General features: G+C 71.1%; 15 protein-coding genes. 13 read left to right on the top strand and 2 right to left on the bottom strand.

From position 1 onward, the window contains the following. Positions 1–29: 29 nt before the first annotated feature. Both dnaJ and EFK10_RS19550 read left to right on the top strand, forming a co-directional pair. The gene (gene dnaJ, locus EFK10_RS19555) at positions 30–1,205 is read left to right on the top strand and encodes a molecular chaperone DnaJ (protein WP_127356973.1); all 1,176 of its coding nucleotides are present in this window, start codon (positions 30–32) and stop codon (positions 1,203–1,205) included. 4 nt (positions 1,206–1,209) lie between these two features. Further along, positions 1,210–1,671, top strand: a complete 462-nt coding sequence (locus EFK10_RS19550; RefSeq protein WP_127356972.1) for a heat shock protein transcriptional repressor HspR — start codon at positions 1,210–1,212, stop codon at positions 1,669–1,671. A 507-nt stretch (positions 1,672–2,178) separates the two neighbouring features. Here the strand turns inward: EFK10_RS19550 and EFK10_RS19545 are convergent. After that, on the bottom strand, positions 2,179–2,583 hold the full coding sequence (locus EFK10_RS19545; RefSeq protein ID WP_127356971.1) for a pyridoxamine 5'-phosphate oxidase family protein: 405 nt from the start codon (positions 2,581–2,583) through the stop codon (positions 2,179–2,181). Between the two features lie 152 nt (positions 2,584–2,735). On the opposite strand from EFK10_RS19545, the gene EFK10_RS19540 reads away from it, so the two are divergent. Together EFK10_RS19540 and EFK10_RS19535 are read left to right on the top strand one after the other, a co-directional pair. Beyond that, positions 2,736–5,387 (top strand): ATP-dependent Clp protease ATP-binding subunit, encoded by a 2,652-nt coding sequence (locus EFK10_RS19540; RefSeq protein ID WP_127356970.1) that lies wholly within the window; start codon positions 2,736–2,738, stop codon positions 5,385–5,387. Positions 5,388–5,445: 58 nt separating this feature from the next. After that, positions 5,446–5,982, top strand: coding sequence for a YbjN domain-containing protein (locus EFK10_RS19535; protein ID WP_127356969.1), 537 nt, complete (start codon positions 5,446–5,448; stop codon positions 5,980–5,982). 62 nt (positions 5,983–6,044) lie between these two features. On the opposite strand, the gene EFK10_RS19530 is transcribed toward EFK10_RS19535, so the two are convergent. Beyond that, a complete protein-coding gene (locus tag EFK10_RS19530; protein ID WP_127356968.1) occupies positions 6,045–7,220 on the bottom strand; it encodes a pyridoxal phosphate-dependent aminotransferase in 1,176 nt (391 codons plus the stop codon). A gap of 888 nt (positions 7,221–8,108) precedes the next feature. Here EFK10_RS19530 and EFK10_RS19520 point away from each other — a divergent pair. The 9 genes from EFK10_RS19520 (at position 8,109) to kynU (ending at position 16,435) form a co-directional block, all read left to right on the top strand. After that, positions 8,109–8,633, top strand: coding sequence for a DUF2617 family protein (locus EFK10_RS19520; RefSeq protein ID WP_127356967.1), 525 nt, complete (start codon positions 8,109–8,111; stop codon positions 8,631–8,633). Positions 8,634–8,718: 85 nt separating this feature from the next. Continuing rightward, a complete protein-coding gene (locus EFK10_RS19515; RefSeq protein WP_127356966.1) occupies positions 8,719–10,206 on the top strand; it encodes a polyamine aminopropyltransferase in 1,488 nt (495 codons plus the stop codon). Positions 10,207–10,381: 175 nt separating this feature from the next. Then, the gene (locus EFK10_RS19510; RefSeq protein ID WP_127356965.1) at positions 10,382–11,158 is read left to right on the top strand and encodes a CoxG family protein; all 777 of its coding nucleotides are present in this window, start codon (positions 10,382–10,384) and stop codon (positions 11,156–11,158) included. Between the two features lie 10 nt (positions 11,159–11,168). Continuing rightward, positions 11,169–11,969 (top strand): aldose epimerase family protein, encoded by an 801-nt coding sequence (locus EFK10_RS19505; RefSeq protein ID WP_127356964.1) that lies wholly within the window; start codon positions 11,169–11,171, stop codon positions 11,967–11,969. Positions 11,970–12,000: 31 nt separating this feature from the next. Then, positions 12,001–12,540 (top strand): orotate phosphoribosyltransferase, encoded by a 540-nt coding sequence (pyrE, locus tag EFK10_RS19500; RefSeq protein WP_127356963.1) that lies wholly within the window; start codon positions 12,001–12,003, stop codon positions 12,538–12,540. A 158-nt stretch (positions 12,541–12,698) separates the two neighbouring features. Next, a complete protein-coding gene (gene fbaA, locus EFK10_RS19495) occupies positions 12,699–13,721 on the top strand; it encodes a class II fructose-bisphosphate aldolase (protein WP_127356962.1) in 1,023 nt (340 codons plus the stop codon). A 74-nt stretch (positions 13,722–13,795) separates the two neighbouring features. Then, positions 13,796–14,209 (top strand): DUF3151 domain-containing protein, encoded by a 414-nt coding sequence (locus tag EFK10_RS19490; RefSeq protein WP_127356961.1) that lies wholly within the window; start codon positions 13,796–13,798, stop codon positions 14,207–14,209. Positions 14,210–14,400: 191 nt separating this feature from the next. Continuing rightward, positions 14,401–15,228: a tryptophan 2,3-dioxygenase family protein gene (locus EFK10_RS19485; RefSeq protein WP_127356960.1), complete on the top strand. Its 828-nt coding sequence runs from the start codon at positions 14,401–14,403 to the stop codon at positions 15,226–15,228. Continuing rightward, positions 15,221–16,435 carry a kynureninase gene (gene kynU / locus EFK10_RS19480; protein WP_127356959.1) on the top strand — a complete coding sequence of 405 codons (1,215 nt, stop codon included), beginning with the start codon at positions 15,221–15,223 and terminating at the stop codon, positions 16,433–16,435. Before EFK10_RS19485 ends, kynU begins: the two co-directional genes overlap by 8 nt.

The following is a 16,435-nucleotide window of genomic DNA, read 5'->3' as shown; positions in this document are numbered from 1 at the left end:
GCAGGAAGCAGGAAGGAGGGACGTCGAGGATGAGCATCAGTAGGGACCTGCTGGAGAAAGATCTTTACAAGGTCCTCGGCGTTCCGAAGGACGCCACCGAAGCCGAGATCAAGAAGGCGTACCGCAAGCTCGCCCGGGAGTTCCACCCCGACGCGAACAAGGGCGACGCCAAGGCCGAGGAGCGTTTCAAGGAGATCTCCGAGGCCAACGACGTCCTGTCGGACACCAAGCGCCGCAAGGAGTACGACGAGGGCCGTGCCCTCTTCGGCAGCGGTGGCTTCGGCCGTCCCGGCCAGGGGCCCGGCGGCTTCAGCGGTGGCTTCGACCTGGGTGACCTCTTCGGTGGCAGCCAGGGCGGCGGCACGGCGGGCGGCGGCTTCGGCGGCGGCCTCGGCGATGTCTTCGGCGGCCTGTTCAACCGGGGCCCCGGACGCGCCCAGCCGCGCCGTGGCCAGGACATCGAGACCGAGGTGACGCTCAGCTTCACCGAGGCCGTGGACGGCGCGACCGTGCCGCTGCGGATGTCCAGCCAGGCCCCCTGCAAGGGCTGCGCCGGCACCGGTGACACCAACGGCACGCCCCGCGTCTGCCCCACCTGCGTCGGCACCGGCCAGGTCTCGCGCGGCGGTGGCGGTGGGTTTTCGTTGACCGACCCGTGCGTCGACTGCAAGGGCCGCGGCCTCATCGCCCAGAACCCCTGCGAGGTCTGCAAGGGCAGCGGCCGGGCCCGCTCCTCCCGCACCATGCAGGTCCGCATCCCGGCCGGCGTGACGGACAACCAGAAGATCCGCCTGCGCGGCAAGGGCGCCCCCGGCGAGACCGGCGGCCCGTCGGGCGACCTGTACGTGATGATCCACGTCGACCCGCACCCCGTCTTCGGCCGCAAGGGCGACAACCTGACCGTCACCGTCCCGGTCTCCTTCACGGAGGCGGCCCTCGGCGGCGAGATCCAGGTCCCGACGCTGGGCGGCCCCCCGGTGCGGCTCAAGCTGCCCCCGGGCACCCCCAACGGCCGTACGCTGCGCGCCCGCGGCAAGGGCGCCGTGCGTAAGGACGGCACCCGGGGCGACCTTCTCGTCACCGTCGAGGTCGCCGTCCCGCCGGCCAGCGAGGGCAAGGCGCTGGACGCCCTGGAGGCGTACCGGGACGCGACCGCGGACTTCGATCCACGGGCAGAGCTGTTCAAGGCCGCGAAGGGAGCCTGACGTCATGAGCGTGGACGGCATCGGCGGTGTCGGGGGGCGCAACCCCTATGAACTGACCGAGGAATCCCCGGTCTACGTCATCTCGGTGGCCGCCCAGCTCTCCGGCCTCCACCCCCAGACCCTCCGCCAGTACGACCGTCTCGGCCTCGTCTCCCCCGGCCGCACCGCCGGCCGTGGCCGCCGCTACTCCGCCCGCGACATCCAACTGCTGCGTGAGGTGCAGCGGCTGTCGCAGGACGAGGGCATCAACCTCGCCGGCATCAAGCGCATCATCGAGCTCGAGAACCAGGTCGCGGCCCTCCAGGATCGCGTCGCCGAGCTCGCCGCCGCCGTCGAGGGTGCCGCCGCCGCCCTCCAGCAGCGCGAGGCCCAGGTCCACGCCTCGTACCGGCGCGACCTGGTCCCGTACCAGGACGTCCAGCAGACCAGCGCGCTGGTGGTGTGGCGGCCCAAACGGCCCGAGTAGGCCTGAGTGCTGTCCTGCTGTCCTGCTGTCCTGCTGCGCCCTGCTAGGCGGCCGGGGGCAGGATCGTGTCGTTGTCGTCGGGGGCGGACTCCGCCGTCGGCGTGGACGGCGGTCACCCAGTAGAAGTGGGTGGTGCCGGTGGTGGCGGTGGTGTCGGTCCAGCTGGTCGCGGTCAGCGGGTCGGTGGTGAGGCGTTCGTACGCGGCCGTGTCCGGGTTCCAGCGGTAGACGTGGTAGCCGGCGGCGTCGGTCACCGTGTCCCAGTCCAGGTAAACGGCGGTGCCGGAGTCGACGGCGTAGGCGTACAGATCCACCGGGGAGCTGGACGGGGTCTCGACGGTCGGGGGACGGCGAGCGCGAGCCCGGCCGCACGGGCGGTTGCTGCTACGCGCATCTGTATGGACATGGTCAAAGATCCCCTCCCTGAGGTGGGGTTTTGACAGGCGGGCCGGCGGCAGGCAAAGGCAGGGTAAAGCTGCGGCGCGTGGGCCCGGAGGCTGAGGCGTCTTACGCCCGGCCCAACGCCCGGGTGAGGGCGATCTCGATCACGACCCGGTTCGGGTTCTCGCCGGGGGTGCGGCCGTAGCGTTCCGCGTAGCGGCGTACGGCGTCGGCGATCGCGGCCGGGTCCGTGTTGACGGTGGCGGTGCCTTCGAGGGTGGCCCAGCGGGCGCGGTCGATCTGGCAGACGGCCACCCGGGCGGCCTCGGGCCGCGCCGCGAGGATGTTGGCGACCTTGCGGCTCGCCTTGTTGGTGATGATGCGCGCGACCCCGGCCCCGGGGTCGTACGTCACGCCCACCGGGACGACGTGCGGGGAGCCGTCGGGGCGGTGCGTGGTGAGGGTGCAGAGGTGGTGCTCACGCCAGAAGGCGAGGTAGTCGGGGCCGGGGTCGCGCGGGTTGATCGTCATGGGGTGAAGGGTGCCAGAAGGTCGGGATTGTCAGCCCATGGGCCCGGTGCGCACACACTGGCGGTAGCAACCTTGAGTGGAATAGACTCAACTTGTCTCAGGTTGCATAGAGCAGGTTTTGACCGCCGACCGAGGAGGAGGGCTACGCAGACGTGGATGCCGAGCTGACCATCAAGAGCCGGGAAGCGCTGAACGCCGCCAACGCGAGGGCGGTGTCCGGCGGCCATCCTGACCTGACGCCTGCACATTTGCTGCTCGCTCTGTTGGAGCAGCCGGAGAACGAGAACATCCTCGACCTGCTGACCAGCTCGGGCGCCGAGCCCGGCACCGTACGCCAGGGCGCGGAGAAGCTGGTCGAGGCCCAGCCCAGCGTGCAGGGCTCGACCGTGGCACCGCCCGGCGCGAACCGCGATCTGCTGGCGGTGGTGGCCGACGCGACGACCCGGGCGAAGGAGCTCGGGGACGCGTACATCTCCACCGAGCACCTGCTGATCGGGATCGCCGTGAAGGGCGGCCCGGCCTGTGAGTTGCTGACGCAGTACGGTGCGACCGGCAAGAAGCTGCTGGACGCGTTCGAGACCACCCGGGGAGGGCAGCGCGTGACCAGTCAGGACCCCGAGGGGACCTACAAGGCGCTGGAGAAGTACGGCACCGATTTCACCGCCGCCGCCCGCGAGGGCAAGCTCGACCCGGTGATCGGCCGGGACAACGAGATCCGGCGCGTGGTGCAGGTGCTGAGCCGCCGCACCAAGAACAACCCCGTGCTGATCGGCGAGCCGGGCGTCGGCAAGACCGCCGTCGTCGAAGGCCTCGCCCAGCGCATCGTCAAGGGCGACGTGCCCGGGTCGCTGCGCGGCAAGCGGCTGGTGGCGCTGGACCTGGGCGCGATGGTGGCCGGGGCGAAGTACCGCGGTGAGTTCGAGGAGCGGCTGAAGGCCGTACTCGCCGAGATCAAGGCCAGCGACGGCCGGGTCATCACCTTCATCGACGAGCTGCACACGGTCGTCGGCGCGGGCGCCGGCGGCGACTCCGCCATGGACGCGGGCAACATGCTCAAGCCGATGCTGGCGCGCGGCGAGCTGCGCATGGTCGGCGCGACCACCCTCGACGAGTACCGCGAGCGGATCGAGAAGGACCCGGCTCTGGAGCGGCGCTTCCAGCAGGTGCTGGTGGCCGAGCCGTCGGTCCAGGACACGGTCGCCATCCTGCGCGGCCTCAAGGGCCGGTACGAGGCGCATCACGGCGTACAGATCGCCGACTCGGCGCTGATCGCCGCCGCCCAGCTCTCCGACCGCTACATCACCTCACGCTTCCTGCCTGACAAGGCCATCGACCTGGTCGACGAGGCCGCGTCGAGGCTCCAGATGGAGATGGACTCCTCGCCCGTCGAGATCGACGAGCTGCAGCGCGCCGTCGACCGGCTGCGGATGGAGGAGGAGTCGCTGCTGGCCAGCGCCTCGGCCGACAAGGAGCGGGGCCTGTTCAAGAAGCGCGACCCCGAGCAGGAGCTGTCCGACGACGCCCGAGAGCGTCTGGAGCGGCTGCGGAGGGACCGCGCCGAACGCGAGGAGCAGCTGCGCGGGCTCACCGCGCGCTGGCAGAAGGAGAAGGCCATCCACACCCGGGTCGGCGAGCTGAAGAAGCGGCTCGACGAGCTGGAGACCGAACGCGAACTCGCCGAGCTCAAGGCCCCCGAGACTGGCGACTGGGTCACCCCCGGCAAGATCCGCACCGAGCTGATCCCGGCCGCCGAGAAGGAGTTGGAGGAGGCGATCGCCGCCCAGCAGGAGCTGGAGGGCATGGTCGGCGAGGAGGTCGGCCCCGACGACATCGCCGGAGTCGTCGCGGCCTGGACGGGCATTCCCGCCGGGCGCCTTCTGGAGGGCGAGACCGAGAAACTCCTCCGTATGGAGGAAGAACTGGGCAGGCGGCTGATCGGCCAGACCCAGGCCGTACGGTCCGTCTCCGACGCCGTACGCCGCTCCCGGTCCGGCATCGCCGACCCCGACCGCCCCACCGGCTCCTTCCTCTTCCTCGGCCCGACGGGCGTCGGCAAGACCGAACTGGCCAAGGCCCTCGCCGACTTCCTCTTCGACAACGAGCGGGCCATGGTCCGCATCGACATGAGCGAGTACGGCGAGAAGCACTCCGTCGCCCGCCTGGTCGGCGCCCCGCCCGGCTACGTCGGCTACGAGGAGGGCGGCCAGCTCACCGAGGCGGTGCGCAGGCGCCCGTACAGCGTGGTGCTGCTCGACGAGGTCGAGAAGGCGCACCCGGAGGTGTTCGACGTCCTGTTGCAGGTGCTGGACGACGGGCGGCTGACGGACGGCCAGGGCCGGACCGTTGACTTCCGTAACGTCATCCTCATCCTCACCTCCAACCTCGGCAGTCACTACCTGGTGGACCCGACGCTCAGCGCGGCCGAGAAGAAGGAGAGCGTCCTGGAGACGGTCCGGCTGTCCTTCAAGCCGGAGTTCCTGAACCGGCTCGACGACATCGTGGTCTTCTCCGCGCTCGCCAAGGACGAGCTGCGCCACATCGCGCGGCTGCAGACCGACCGGCTCGCCGCCCGACTGCGCGACCGTCGTCTTACCCTGGAAGTCACGGACGAGGCCTTGGACTGGCTCGCCGACGAGGGCAATGACCCCGCGTACGGCGCCCGGCCGCTGCGTCGCCTCGTCCAGACCGCCATCGGCGACCAGCTCGCCCGCGAGATCCTCTCCGGCGAGGTGCGTGACGGTGACACCGTGCGCGTCGACCGAGCCGGCGACCGGCTGATCGTCGGCACGGCGAAGTCACTGTGACGCTGCGTCCCCGGATGGGGGAGGATGGCGGGTAATCCGTACGAAGGGAACCTCAACGGTGAGCATCGACCCGTCCTCGATTCCGAATTTCGGGGGCCAGCCGGACCCCGATCCGTCCGAGACTGCCGGAAACGTGGTCATCCCCGACCAGGACCTGGTCAAGCAGCTGCTGGAGCAGATGGAGCTCAAGTACGTCGTCGACGACGAGGGAGACCTCGCGGCGCCGTGGGAGGAGTTCCGCGCGTACTTCATGTTCCGCGGTGAGGAGGACCAGCAGATCTTCGCGGTCCGCACCTTCTACGACCGCCCGTACACCGTCGACGACAAGCCGCAGCTGCACGAGGTCATCGACGACTGGAACCGCCGCACCCTGTGGCCGAAGGTCTACACCCACACCAACGACGACGGCTCGGTACGGCTGATCGGCGAGGCCCAGATGCTGATCGGGCTCGGCGTCGGCCTGGAGCACTTCGTCTCCAGCACGGTGAGCTGGGTGCGGGCCTCGATCGAGTTCGACAAGTGGGTCGTCGACACGCTCGGCCTGGAGAAGGACGTGGAGTCCCCTCAGCAGGACGAAGGCAACGACGAGAACTGACGCACCGGCCCCTGGCGGCGATCATCCCGACCGCCCGGGGCCGGGCTTCTCGCTGTCCCGCCTTATCCGGCCCGCAGTGCCTTGAGGCGGGCCACCGCATCCGTCAGCACTTCGTCGCGCTTGCAGAAGGCGAAGCGTACGTAAGGCGCGCCCGCCTCCTTGTGGTCGTAGAAGACCGCGTTGGGAATGGCGACGACACCGACCCGCTCCGGCAGCGCGCGGCAGAAGGCGAAGCCGTCCGACTCGCCGAGCGGGCGGATGTCGGTGGTCACGAAGTACGTCCCCGCCGGCCGGAAGACCCGGAAGCCGGCGTCCGCGAGGCCCGCGCTCAGCAGGTCCCGCTTGGCCTTCAGGTCCGCCTGGAAGCCCGCGAAGTACGCATCCGGCAGCCGCAGAGCCTCGGCCACGGCGTACTGGAAGGGCCCTGAGGCCACATAGGTCAGGAACTGCTTCGCCGCCCGCACCGCGCTGACCAGCTCGGGCGCGGCAGTCACCCACCCCACCTTCCAGCCCGTGAAGGAGAAGGTCTTCCCGGCCGAGCCGATGGTGACCGTGCGCTCGCGCATCCCGGGGAAGCCGGCGAGGGGGAGGTGCTCGCCCTCGAAGACCAGGTGCTCGTAGACCTCGTCGGTCACCACGAGCAGGTCCCGCTCGACCGCCAGCTCCGCCACGGCGGCCAGCTCGGCCCGGCTCAGCACCGTGCCCGTCGGATTGTGCGGCGTGTTGAGCAGGATCAGCCGCGTCCGCTCTGTCACCGCCGCCCGCAGCTCGTCCAGGTCCAGCCCGAACGTCTCGCCGTCCGGCCGCAGGGTGACCGGGACGCGTACGCTGCCCGCCATGGCGATGCACGCGGCGTACGAGTCGTAGTACGGCTCCAGCGCGACCACCTCGTCGCCGGGCTCCAGCAGCGCCAGCAGCGCCGCCGCGATCGCCTCTGTCGCGCCCGCGGTGACCAGGACCTCCGTATCCGGGTCGTATCCGAGCCCGTACCGCCGCTGCTGGTGGTCGGCGACGGCGCCGCGCAGTTCGGGCACGCCCGGGCCCGGCGGGTACTGGTTGCCCCGCCCGTCCCGGAGGGCGCGCACGGCGGCCTCGCGGATCTCCTCGGGGCCGTCGGTGTCGGGGAAGCCCTGGCCGAGGTTGATGGAGCCGGTTTTCAGGGCCAGCGCGGACATCTCCGCGAAGATCGTCGTCCCGAATCCGGCGAGGCTCCGGTTCAGATACGGCCTTGCTCCCATGACGCCAGCTCCCTACGCATACGACACACGTCCCCCGCGACGTTTTGACACTAAACGATGTCCCGCTCAGCGCGGCGCCGGCAGCCGAACCTCTGGACTTCCTCAACTCTGCTTTGGCCCGATGAGACCGCGGGCATGACCGTGCCACGTAGGACACGTAGGACAGGGGCAAAGAAAGGGGGGCCTCAGAGATGACCATATTCCTGATCATTCTTGGGGTGCTGTTCGTCGCGGGGATGATCGCGACCAACCGGCGGCCGCGGCACCGGAGCGGGCGGGGCACGTCGAGCCGCTACACCGACAGCGGGGCGAGCGCGAGCTGGTGGGCAGCGGGTGCCGGCTCGTCGGACGGCGGAAGCAGCGGTCACCACGGGGGTGGCGGTCACCACGGGGGTGGCGGTCACCACGGGGGTGGCGGTCACCACGGGGGTGGCGGTCACTCCTGCGGGGGAGGGCACTCGTCGTGCGGGGGCGGATCCTCGTGCGGCGGGGGGTCGTCCTGCGGAGGCGGCGGAGGCGGCGGAGGCGGCGGAGGTTGCGGAGGCAGCTGAGGCGGGTGCGGTCTCAACGGCCGCGTGAAATTGCGGACAGCCCATGCCTATTCGCATATGCGCCCGGCGGGTTCCACTCACCCGCCGGGTGTCATAACTCAGAACATCTGAGCCATTGCGCGCCCTTGGGGATGTAAAGCGGCCGGAGATGGGTAAAACAGCTGAGGGCACCGGGCATTCATGATTGCGTATTCACCGACCCCCGACCCGACGTGGGCGCGAGCCGACGGACCATGTATCAGATGATCCCCCCACAGACGCGGGTCGGCCCACCACCTCACCTCACCACAATCCCTTACTCCATCGCGTGCCTGCGATGTGCTTGCGGAGCCGACCCATGCTCACCACCCTGCAGACCGCCTACACCGACACCCGCGCCGGAGACCTGGCCTGGTGTCTGGGCAAGGACGCGCTGCCCGCGCTCGCCGTGCTCGACCGGCGCCTGGGCGCCGACGGCGCCGGCCCTGGCGTACAGGTTCAGATGCGGCTGCTCGGCGCCTCCCATCAGGTGATTCTCGAGTCACCGCGAGGCCGTTGCTCGGAGACCGTGGCCTGTATGAAAGGCAGTACCGATCCGCTCCCTCTCGGAGTCGCCAAGCGGGTGGCGGGCTGGGACTACGAATTCGCCGCCCGTATCGAGACCCTGTCCCGGGGGTCCTTCGCCGGACGCGCCCAGGAACTGCTCGCCCTGGTGGCCGACCATCCCAACGGCCTGGCGGGGACGTTTCCGGGTGACCCGCACGCCTTCACGGCGATGCTCGTCCAATACGGCAACGACAGCGTCCATTGGCGGACCTGGCACGCCTATCCACAGGAAAACCGGCTCGTGGCCACCCGCTCGCGGCTCAGCGCACTCCCATAACCAGCCCCCAATCCGCCCCCGGAATACGCACATCCCACCCTTGTGGGTGACGAGTCACGCCGCAAACCTGACATACCGTTCAGCCATGATCGACCAGTCGCCCCTTCGCTCGGCCCGACCGGCTTGTCGGCTCCGACTTCCCGTCGCCGCCGGGCCGGCCCGCGCGCTGGTGCTGACGGCGGTGTTCGTCTGCGCGGCGTGCGGACTGGTCTACGAACTCGAACTGGTCGCCCTCGCTTCGTACTTGGTCGGCGACTCCGTCACCCAGGCGTCCGTGGTGCTGTCCGTCATGGTCTTCGCCATGGGCGTCGGCTCTCTGCTCGCCAAACGGCTCCGCCTGGTCGCGGCGGCCGGCTTCGCCGTCATCGAGGCGGCGCTGGCGCTGGTCGGCGGACTCTCCGTCATGGCCCTGTACGCGGGCTTCGCCTGGCTCGGCCAGTCCCGGCCCGCGATGGTCGTCTTCGCCTTCGCGATCGGCGTGCTCATCGGCGCCGAGGTCCCGCTGTTGATGACCCTCATCCAGCGCATCCGCCGCCAAGACGCGGGCGGCGCCGTCGCCGACCTCTTCGCCGCCGACTACGTGGGCGCCCTGGCCGGCGGACTCGCCTTTCCCTTCCTCCTGCTGCCCTTCCTCGGCCAGCTCACCGGCTCCCTCGTCACCGGCGCGGTCAACGCGGTGGCCGGCGGCGTCATCGTCCTCTGGCTCTTCCGCAGCGACCTCAGCCGGCGCGCCCGGATCCGGGTCCTGCTCGTCAACCTCGCCGTCCTCACCCTGCTGGCTGCCGCCGCGCTGGCCTCCGGCCCCTTCGAACGGGCAGCCCGCCACGCGCTGTACGGCGGTGACGTACGGCTCGCCGAGCAGACCGCCGTCCAGGAGGTCATCCTCACCCGCGCCCCGCGCCGGCTCTACCTCGACGGCCACCCCCGCCACGGCTACCAGGCGGCCTTCGTCCGCCCCGCCATGGCCGGGCCCGGGCCCCGGCGCCGCGTCCTGGTCATCGCGGGGGGCGACGGGCTCGCCCTGCGGGAGGTGCTGCGCTTTCGCGGTGTGCGGTCGGCCACCGTCGTCGACCCGGACGCCGAGCTGATCCGCCTCGCCCGTACGGACCCGGGGCTCATGGTGCTGAACCGTCACTCCTTACACGACCCCCGCGTCCGCGCGGTGCCGGCCGACCCCTTCGACTGGCTCCGGCACGGCCGGCCCGGCACATACGACGTGGTCCTGGCGGACCTGCCCGATCCCCGGCTCTCCCGCAGCGCCAAGCTCTATTCCCAGGAGTTCTTCGGCCTCGTCGCCCGCGCCCTCGCCCCCGGTGGCCGTCTCGCCGTCCACACCGGCGCGGCGGCCCCGCACACCCTGTGGACGGTCGACGCCACGCTCCGGGCGGCGGGCCTGCGCACCACGCCCTACGTCGACGGCCCACCCGGCGGCGGCCGTTCGGGCATCATCCTCGCCGCGACCCGCTCGGCGCCCAGCCTCCCCCCGGCCCTGCGCTCCGCCGCCGACGCCGCCTCCGCCACCCGCATCCGGGGGCTCCCCCCGTCGACCCTGATCCGCCCGCGCGTGGGCTGAGCGGGCGGAGAGATCCCCCGCCCCGCCCCTTCCCGAAACCAGGGGCGCCGCCCCTGGACCCCCGTTGGGGTTTCGTTGTTCGGCGCGAGCCGGTGGAGGGGGGTGTTTGCGGCATGGTGGCGGGGCGGCGCGAAAAGACCCACAACCGCGCCGGAGGGGATTAGGCTCCGGGGCCATGGACCACGAGGTATTCGTTCCGTTTCCGGCCGAAACCGTTCGGCGGGCCCTGACCGACCTGGAGCGGGTCAGCCGGTCCGTGCCGGGCCTGCAGCGGGAGGTGGGAGCAGAGGGGATCACCGGGCGGCTGCGCTTCCGTATCGGCGGCTCGACGATCACGTATCGCGGTGTGCTCCGAGTGACGGAAAACGCCGGCACCTTCACGGCAGAGGGCGAGGGCATGGAGGCCCGAGGCGGCGGCAGCGTCAAGCTGGCCATCGAGATCGGGCTGGAGCAGGCCGAAGGCGGCACCCTGCTCACCTTCAGCGGCACCGTGCAGGCGGACGGCCGCCTCAGCGAGTTCGAGCCGGCCGTGGTCACCGCGGCGGGGCACCGCCTGCTGGACCGTTTCGTCACCGAAGTCACCAGGGACCTGCCGGAACTGGATGCGGTGCAGGCGCCGGACCTGGAGCTGGATCTGGACCCGGAGCCCGAGCCGGAGGACAACGAGGCCGCTCTCCCCGAAGGGCTCACCGTCCCGGAGAGCGTGGCCGAGCTCGAGGCCTTCGACGACGCGCCCGAGCCTCCCGCCGAGGCGGCGCACGCCCGCCGCACCATGATCGGCCGCAGCGCCGAAGAGGTCGACCACGCCCCGCCGCGCGGCCGTTACGCCCCCGTACCGCCGCCGGAGGCCGCATCGGCGACGGCGACGCTGCGCTGGGCGGCACCGGCGGCGGCCGTACTGATCGCCGGCGCAGTGGTGGTAGGCAGGGCGCTGCGTCGCCGGAGGCTCTAGAGTTTGTTCCGTGGCTGACCAAACTCATGTACTCCGCGCCGGGGGCGCCGCGCTGACGATCGTTCCGGAGAACGGCTGCCGTATCGGCTCGTTCACGGTGGACGGCTTCGAACTGCTTCGACAGGGCAGCCACTACGGCTCCTTCCCGATGGTCCCCTGGTGCGGCCGGACCAGGAACGGCCAATTCCGCAACGGCGACACCGTCCACCGGCTGCCGCAGGACGCCGGCCCGCACGCCATCCACGGCACCGGCCGCAACACCGCCTGGCACGCCGCGCCCGGGGCGACCGACACCACCGCTGGCTTCTACTACGACCTCGCCGAGCCCTGGCCCTACCCCGGCCGGGTGACCCAGCTCTTCGAGCTCACCGAGTCGGACCTCACCATCACCCTCGGCGTGGAGACGTACGGCGACTCCTTCCCGGCGCAGGCCGGCTGGCACCCGTGGTTCCTGCGCAACCTCGGCCGGGGCGGTCAGGACGCGCAGCCGTCCTTCACCCCCGCCTGGCAGGAAGAGCGTGGCGAGGACCACCTCCCCACCGGCCGCCGTATCGACCCCCAGCCGAGCCCGTGGGACGACTGCTTCGGCATGCCGGACGGCGTCGATGTGACCCTCACCTGGCCGGGTGAGCTGAAGCTCCACATCACCAGCCCCGCCGAGTGGGTCGTGGTGTACGACGAGCAGCCCGAGGCCGTCTGCGTCGAGCCACAGTCGGGCCCGCCGAACGGCCTGAACACCCATCCGCGCCTGGTCACCCCCATCGATCCGCTCGAGGTCAGCACGACGTGGGCCTGGGAATCGCTCGGCTGAGCCGCGGCTGATTGCGGTTAATCTCGTAGCCATGACTGACGCCCGCGAAGCCCTGCTCCAGCAGATCAAGGACAAGGCCGTGGTCCACGGCAAGGTGACCCTCTCGTCCGGCCTGGAATCCGATTACTACATCGATCTGCGCCGCATCACCCTGGACGGCGACGCCGCCCCGCTGGTCGGGCAGCTGATGCTGGACGCCACCGCCGACCTCGACTACGAGGCCGTCGGCGGCATGACCGCCGGCGCCGACCCGGTGGCGACCTCGATGCTGCACGCCGCCGCCGCGCGCGGCCGCAAGCTCGACGCCTTCTTCGTACGCAAGGCCGCCAAGGCGCACGGCATGCAGCGCCAGGTGGAGGGCCCCGACGTCAAGGGCCGCCGGGTGCTGGCGGTGGACGACACCTCGACCACCGGCGGGTCCCCGCTGGCCGCTGTGGAGGCGCTGCGCGAGGCCGGGGCCGAGGTCGTCGGTGTCGCGGTGATCGTCGAGCGCGGGGCCGCCCCGGCGATCGAGCAGGCCGGGCTGCCGTATTACCAGGTCTTCGGTCTGGCCGATCTCGACCTCGGCTGACGCCCGCGCGGAGCACACTCGAAGCAGGGCCGAACCACCCCGCGCGGGCTGTTTCACGTGAAACCGGCCATCTGGGAGGATGGCCCCGACGATGACGTCGACCCCAGGTCAGGGTCACCCCAGGTCACGACCACCCGCACATCACAAGGAGCGGACAGATGCCCATCGCAACCCCCGAGGTCTACAACGAGATGCTCGACCGGGCGAAGGCAGGCAAGTTCGCCTACCCGGCCATCAATGTCACCTCGACCCAGACCCTGCACGCGGCCCTGCGCGGCTTCGCGGAGGCGGAGAGCGACGGCATCGTCCAGATCTCCACCGGCGGCGCCGAATTCCTGGGCGGCCAGTACAACAAGGACATGGTCACCGGCGCCCGCGCGCTCGCCGAGTTCGCCCACATCGTCGCCGAGAAGTACCCGGTCACGGTCGCCCTGCACACCGACCACTGCCCGAAGGACAAGCTCGACGCCTACGTACGGCCGCTGATCGCGATCTCGCAGGAGCGCGTCGCAAAGGGCCTGAACCCGCTGTTCCAGTCCCACATGTGGGACGGCTCCGCGGAGACCCTCGACGACAACCTGGCGCTGGCCAAGGAGCTGCTCGCCGAGGCCGCCAAGGCGAAGATCATCCTCGAGGTCGAGATCACCCCGACCGGTGGCGAGGAGGACGGCGTCTCCCACGAGATCAACGACTCCCTCTACACGACCGTCGAGGACGCCGTCCGTACCGCCGAGGCCCTCGGCCTGGGCGAGAAGGGCCGCTACCTGCTGGCCGCCTCCTTCGGCAACGTCCACGGCGTCTACAAGCCCGGCAATGTCGTGCTCCGCCCGGATCTGCTGCGCGACCTGCAGGACGGCGTCGGCGCCAAGTACGGCAAGAAGGACCCGTTCTACTTCGTCTTCCACGGTGGCTCCGGCTCCACCAAGGAGGAAATCGCGACCGCGCTGGAGAACGGCGTCGTCAAGATGAACCTCGACACCGACACCCAGTACGCCTTCACGCGGCCGGTCGCCGACCACATGTTCCGCAACTACGACGGTGTGCTGAAGGTCGACGGCGAGGTCGGCAGCAAGAAGGTCTACGACCCGCGCACCTGGGGCAAGTCCGCGGAGGGCGGCATGGCCGTCCGCGTCACCCAGGCCTGCGCCGACCTGCGCTCCACCGGTACGAAGCTGAAGTAACGCCCTCGGCGGAATGCCACTCCGGGGCCCGGCAGCTCACCACGAGCGGTCGGGCCCCGGCCATACTGGAACCCATGTCCATTCACGAGAACCTCCTCGGGGGCCCACCCCCGACGCACCTGCCCGACGACCCCGGGCCGCGCGAGCTGCTCGCCTCCGGCGCCGCGCCGGCCGAGGTCGCCGCGAAGTACCCCGCGTCCTCGCTGGCGTGGGCCCAGCTCGCCGACGACGCCTTCGAGGGCGGCAGGGTCGTCGAGTCGTACGCCTACGCCCGCACCGGCTACCACCGGGGCCTGGACGCCCTGCGCCGCAGCGGTTGGAAGGGCCACGGCCCGGTGCCGTGGGAGCACGAGCCCAACCGCGGCTTCCTCCGCGCGCTGCACGCCCTCGGCCGCGCCGCCCAGGCGATCGGCGAGCAGGAGGAGTACGAGCGCTGCAGCGGCTTCCTTCGCGACTCGTCCCAGACGGCGGCCGACACGCTCGGCTGAGCACCGACTACGCACAGGCCCGCCCGGCACCCCGGCCGGGCGGGCTTGCCGTATCCCGGCGGGCCACGCATGATTCGCGGTGGGCCCCTGGCGACGCGTTCTACCGCGCGGGCCCGAGGGGACCGGAGCTGCGCAGCCGACGGGCGGCGGAGCGGACCGCTACCCGGTAGCTCATCTCGACGGAGAACCCGATGGCTCACGAGCCCCACCAACCCCCGAACCTCGATTTCGCGGGCACCACGCCGTACGAGGACTACGTCCAGGCGGACGTCCTCACCCACCTCCAGCACCCGCTCTCCGACGACCCCGGTGAGATGGTCTTCCTGGTCACCACCCAGGTCATGGAGCTGTGGTTCACCGTGATCGTCCACGAGTGGCAGACCGCCGCGCAGGCCCTGCGCCGCGACGACCTGCCGGTCGCGATGGCGGCCCTCAAGCGCAGCACGTACGAACTCGAATCGCTGAACGCGTCCTGGAAGCCGCTCGCCCACCTCACCCCGGCCCAGTTCAACGCCTACCGCAGCGCGCTCGGCGAGGGCTCCGGCTTCCAGTCCGCGATGTACCGGCGGCTGGAATTCCTGCTCGGCGAGAAGTCCGCGTCGATGCTCGTCCCGCACCGGGGCGCCCCGCGTGTCCACGCCGAGCTGGAGAAGGCGCTCCAGGAGCCCAGCCTCTACGACGAGGCACTGGCCTTCCTCGCCCGGCGCGGCCACGCGGTGCCGGCCGCAGTGCGGGAGCGGGACCTGTCGCAGCGCTACGACCCCGACCCGGGTGTCGAGCGGGTCTGGCAGGAGATCTACGCGGCCGCCGACCAGGACCGCGAGGAGGTCCGGCTCGGGGAGGCGCTGATCGAGGTCGCCGAGCTGGTCTGGCGCTGGCGCAACGACCACCTGGTCGCCACCCGCCGCGCGATGGGCGCCAAGTCCGGCACCGGCGGCTCCGCCGGGGTGGCCTGGCTGGAGAAGCGCGCGACCAAGAACGTCTTCCCCGAGCTCTGGACGGCGCGCAGCCATGTCTGAATCCCTGCCTGAGTCCGCGATGCTCACCGAGCGGGCCGAGCGCCTCGACGCCGCCGACGAACTCGCCAAAGTCCGCGACCGCTTCGAACTGGACGACGCCGTCTACCTCGACGGCAACTCCCTGGGCGCACTCCCGTCCGCCGTGGCCCCCCGCCTCCAGGACGTCATCGCCCGCGAGTGGGGCAGCCTGCGCATCCGCTCCTGGGACGAGAGCGGCTGGTGGACCGCCCCCGAGCGCGTCGGTGACCGCATCGCCCCCCTGATCGGGGCCGCCCCCGGCCAGGTCGTGGCCGGCGACTCGACCAGCGTGAACGTCTTCAAGGCGGTCGTCGCCGCCGTACGCATGGCGGGCGCGGGCCGTGACGAGGTGCTGGTCGACGCCGCCACCTTCCCGACCGACGGCTACATAGCCGAGTCCGCCGCCCGCATGACCGGGTGCAGGATCCGTGCCGTGGCCGCCTCTGACATGGCTGCCGAGGCCGGCCCGCGCACCGCCGTCGCGCTGGTCAACCACGTCGACTACCGCACCGGCCGGCTCCACGACCTGCCGGGCGTCACGGCCGCCGCGCACGCCGCGGGCGCCCTCGTCGTCTGGGACCTGTGCCACAGCGCGGGCGCGCTGCCGGTCGGCCTGGACGAGCACGGGGTCGATCTCGCCATCGGCTGCACCTACAAGTACCTCAACGGCGGGCCCGGCGCCCCGGCGTATCTCTACGTACGCCGGGAACTCCAGCCCCGCTTCGACTCCCCGCTGCCGGGGTGGAACTCGCACCGCGACCCCTTCGCCATGGAGGCCGCCTACCGGCCCGCACAGGGCAGCGCCCGGGGCCGGGTCGGCACGCCGGAGATCCTCTCCCTCCTCGCGCTGGACGCGGCCCTCGACGTGTGGGACGGGGTCGGCATCGAGGCCGTACGGGCCAAGAGCCTCGCCCTGACCGACTTGTTCCTGGAGTGCGTGGCGGCGTACGTCCCGGCCGGACTGGTCGAGTCGACCACGCCGGCCGCGCACGAACACCGGGGCAGCCAGGTCGCGTTGCGCTGCGCGGGCGCGGAGGAGGTGATGCGCGCGCTGATCGCGCGGGGTGTCGTCGGTGACTTCCGGCCACCGGATATCCTCCGCTTCGGTTTCACTCCGCTGTACACGCGCTATGCCGATGTGCTGCGCGCCGCGCGCACACTCGGATCCGTTCTGGAAGGAAACACGTAA

This window comes from Streptomyces soli (assembly GCF_003999195.1).
Lineage (GTDB): Bacteria > Actinomycetota > Actinomycetes > Streptomycetales > Streptomycetaceae > Actinacidiphila > Actinacidiphila soli.
The sequence above is the reverse complement of the archived record's forward strand: the minus strand, read 5'-3'. Positions and strand labels throughout refer to the sequence as shown.

Bases quoted from the DNA above. Each gene is read 5' to 3' on its own strand.
- dnaJ (WP_127356973.1), top strand. From the start codon at position 30: ATGAGCATCAGTAGGGACCTGCTGGAGAAAGATCTTTACAAGGTCCTC.
- EFK10_RS19550 (WP_127356972.1), top strand. From the start codon at position 1,210: ATGAGCGTGGACGGCATCGGCGGTGTCGGGGGGCGCAACCCCTATGAA.
- EFK10_RS19545 (WP_127356971.1), bottom strand. From the start codon at position 2,583: ATGACGATCAACCCGCGCGACCCCGGCCCCGACTACCTCGCCTTCTGG.
- EFK10_RS19530 (WP_127356968.1), bottom strand. From the start codon at position 7,220: ATGGGAGCAAGGCCGTATCTGAACCGGAGCCTCGCCGGATTCGGGACG.
- EFK10_RS19520 (WP_127356967.1), top strand. From the start codon at position 8,109: ATGCTCACCACCCTGCAGACCGCCTACACCGACACCCGCGCCGGAGAC.
- EFK10_RS19515 (WP_127356966.1), top strand. From the start codon at position 8,719: ATGATCGACCAGTCGCCCCTTCGCTCGGCCCGACCGGCTTGTCGGCTC.
- EFK10_RS19510 (WP_127356965.1), top strand. From the start codon at position 10,382: ATGGACCACGAGGTATTCGTTCCGTTTCCGGCCGAAACCGTTCGGCGG.
- pyrE (WP_127356963.1), top strand. From the start codon at position 12,001: ATGACTGACGCCCGCGAAGCCCTGCTCCAGCAGATCAAGGACAAGGCC.
- fbaA (WP_127356962.1), top strand. From the start codon at position 12,699: ATGCCCATCGCAACCCCCGAGGTCTACAACGAGATGCTCGACCGGGCG.
- EFK10_RS19490 (WP_127356961.1), top strand. From the start codon at position 13,796: ATGTCCATTCACGAGAACCTCCTCGGGGGCCCACCCCCGACGCACCTG.
- EFK10_RS19485 (WP_127356960.1), top strand. From the start codon at position 14,401: ATGGCTCACGAGCCCCACCAACCCCCGAACCTCGATTTCGCGGGCACC.
- kynU (WP_127356959.1), top strand. From the start codon at position 15,221: ATGTCTGAATCCCTGCCTGAGTCCGCGATGCTCACCGAGCGGGCCGAG.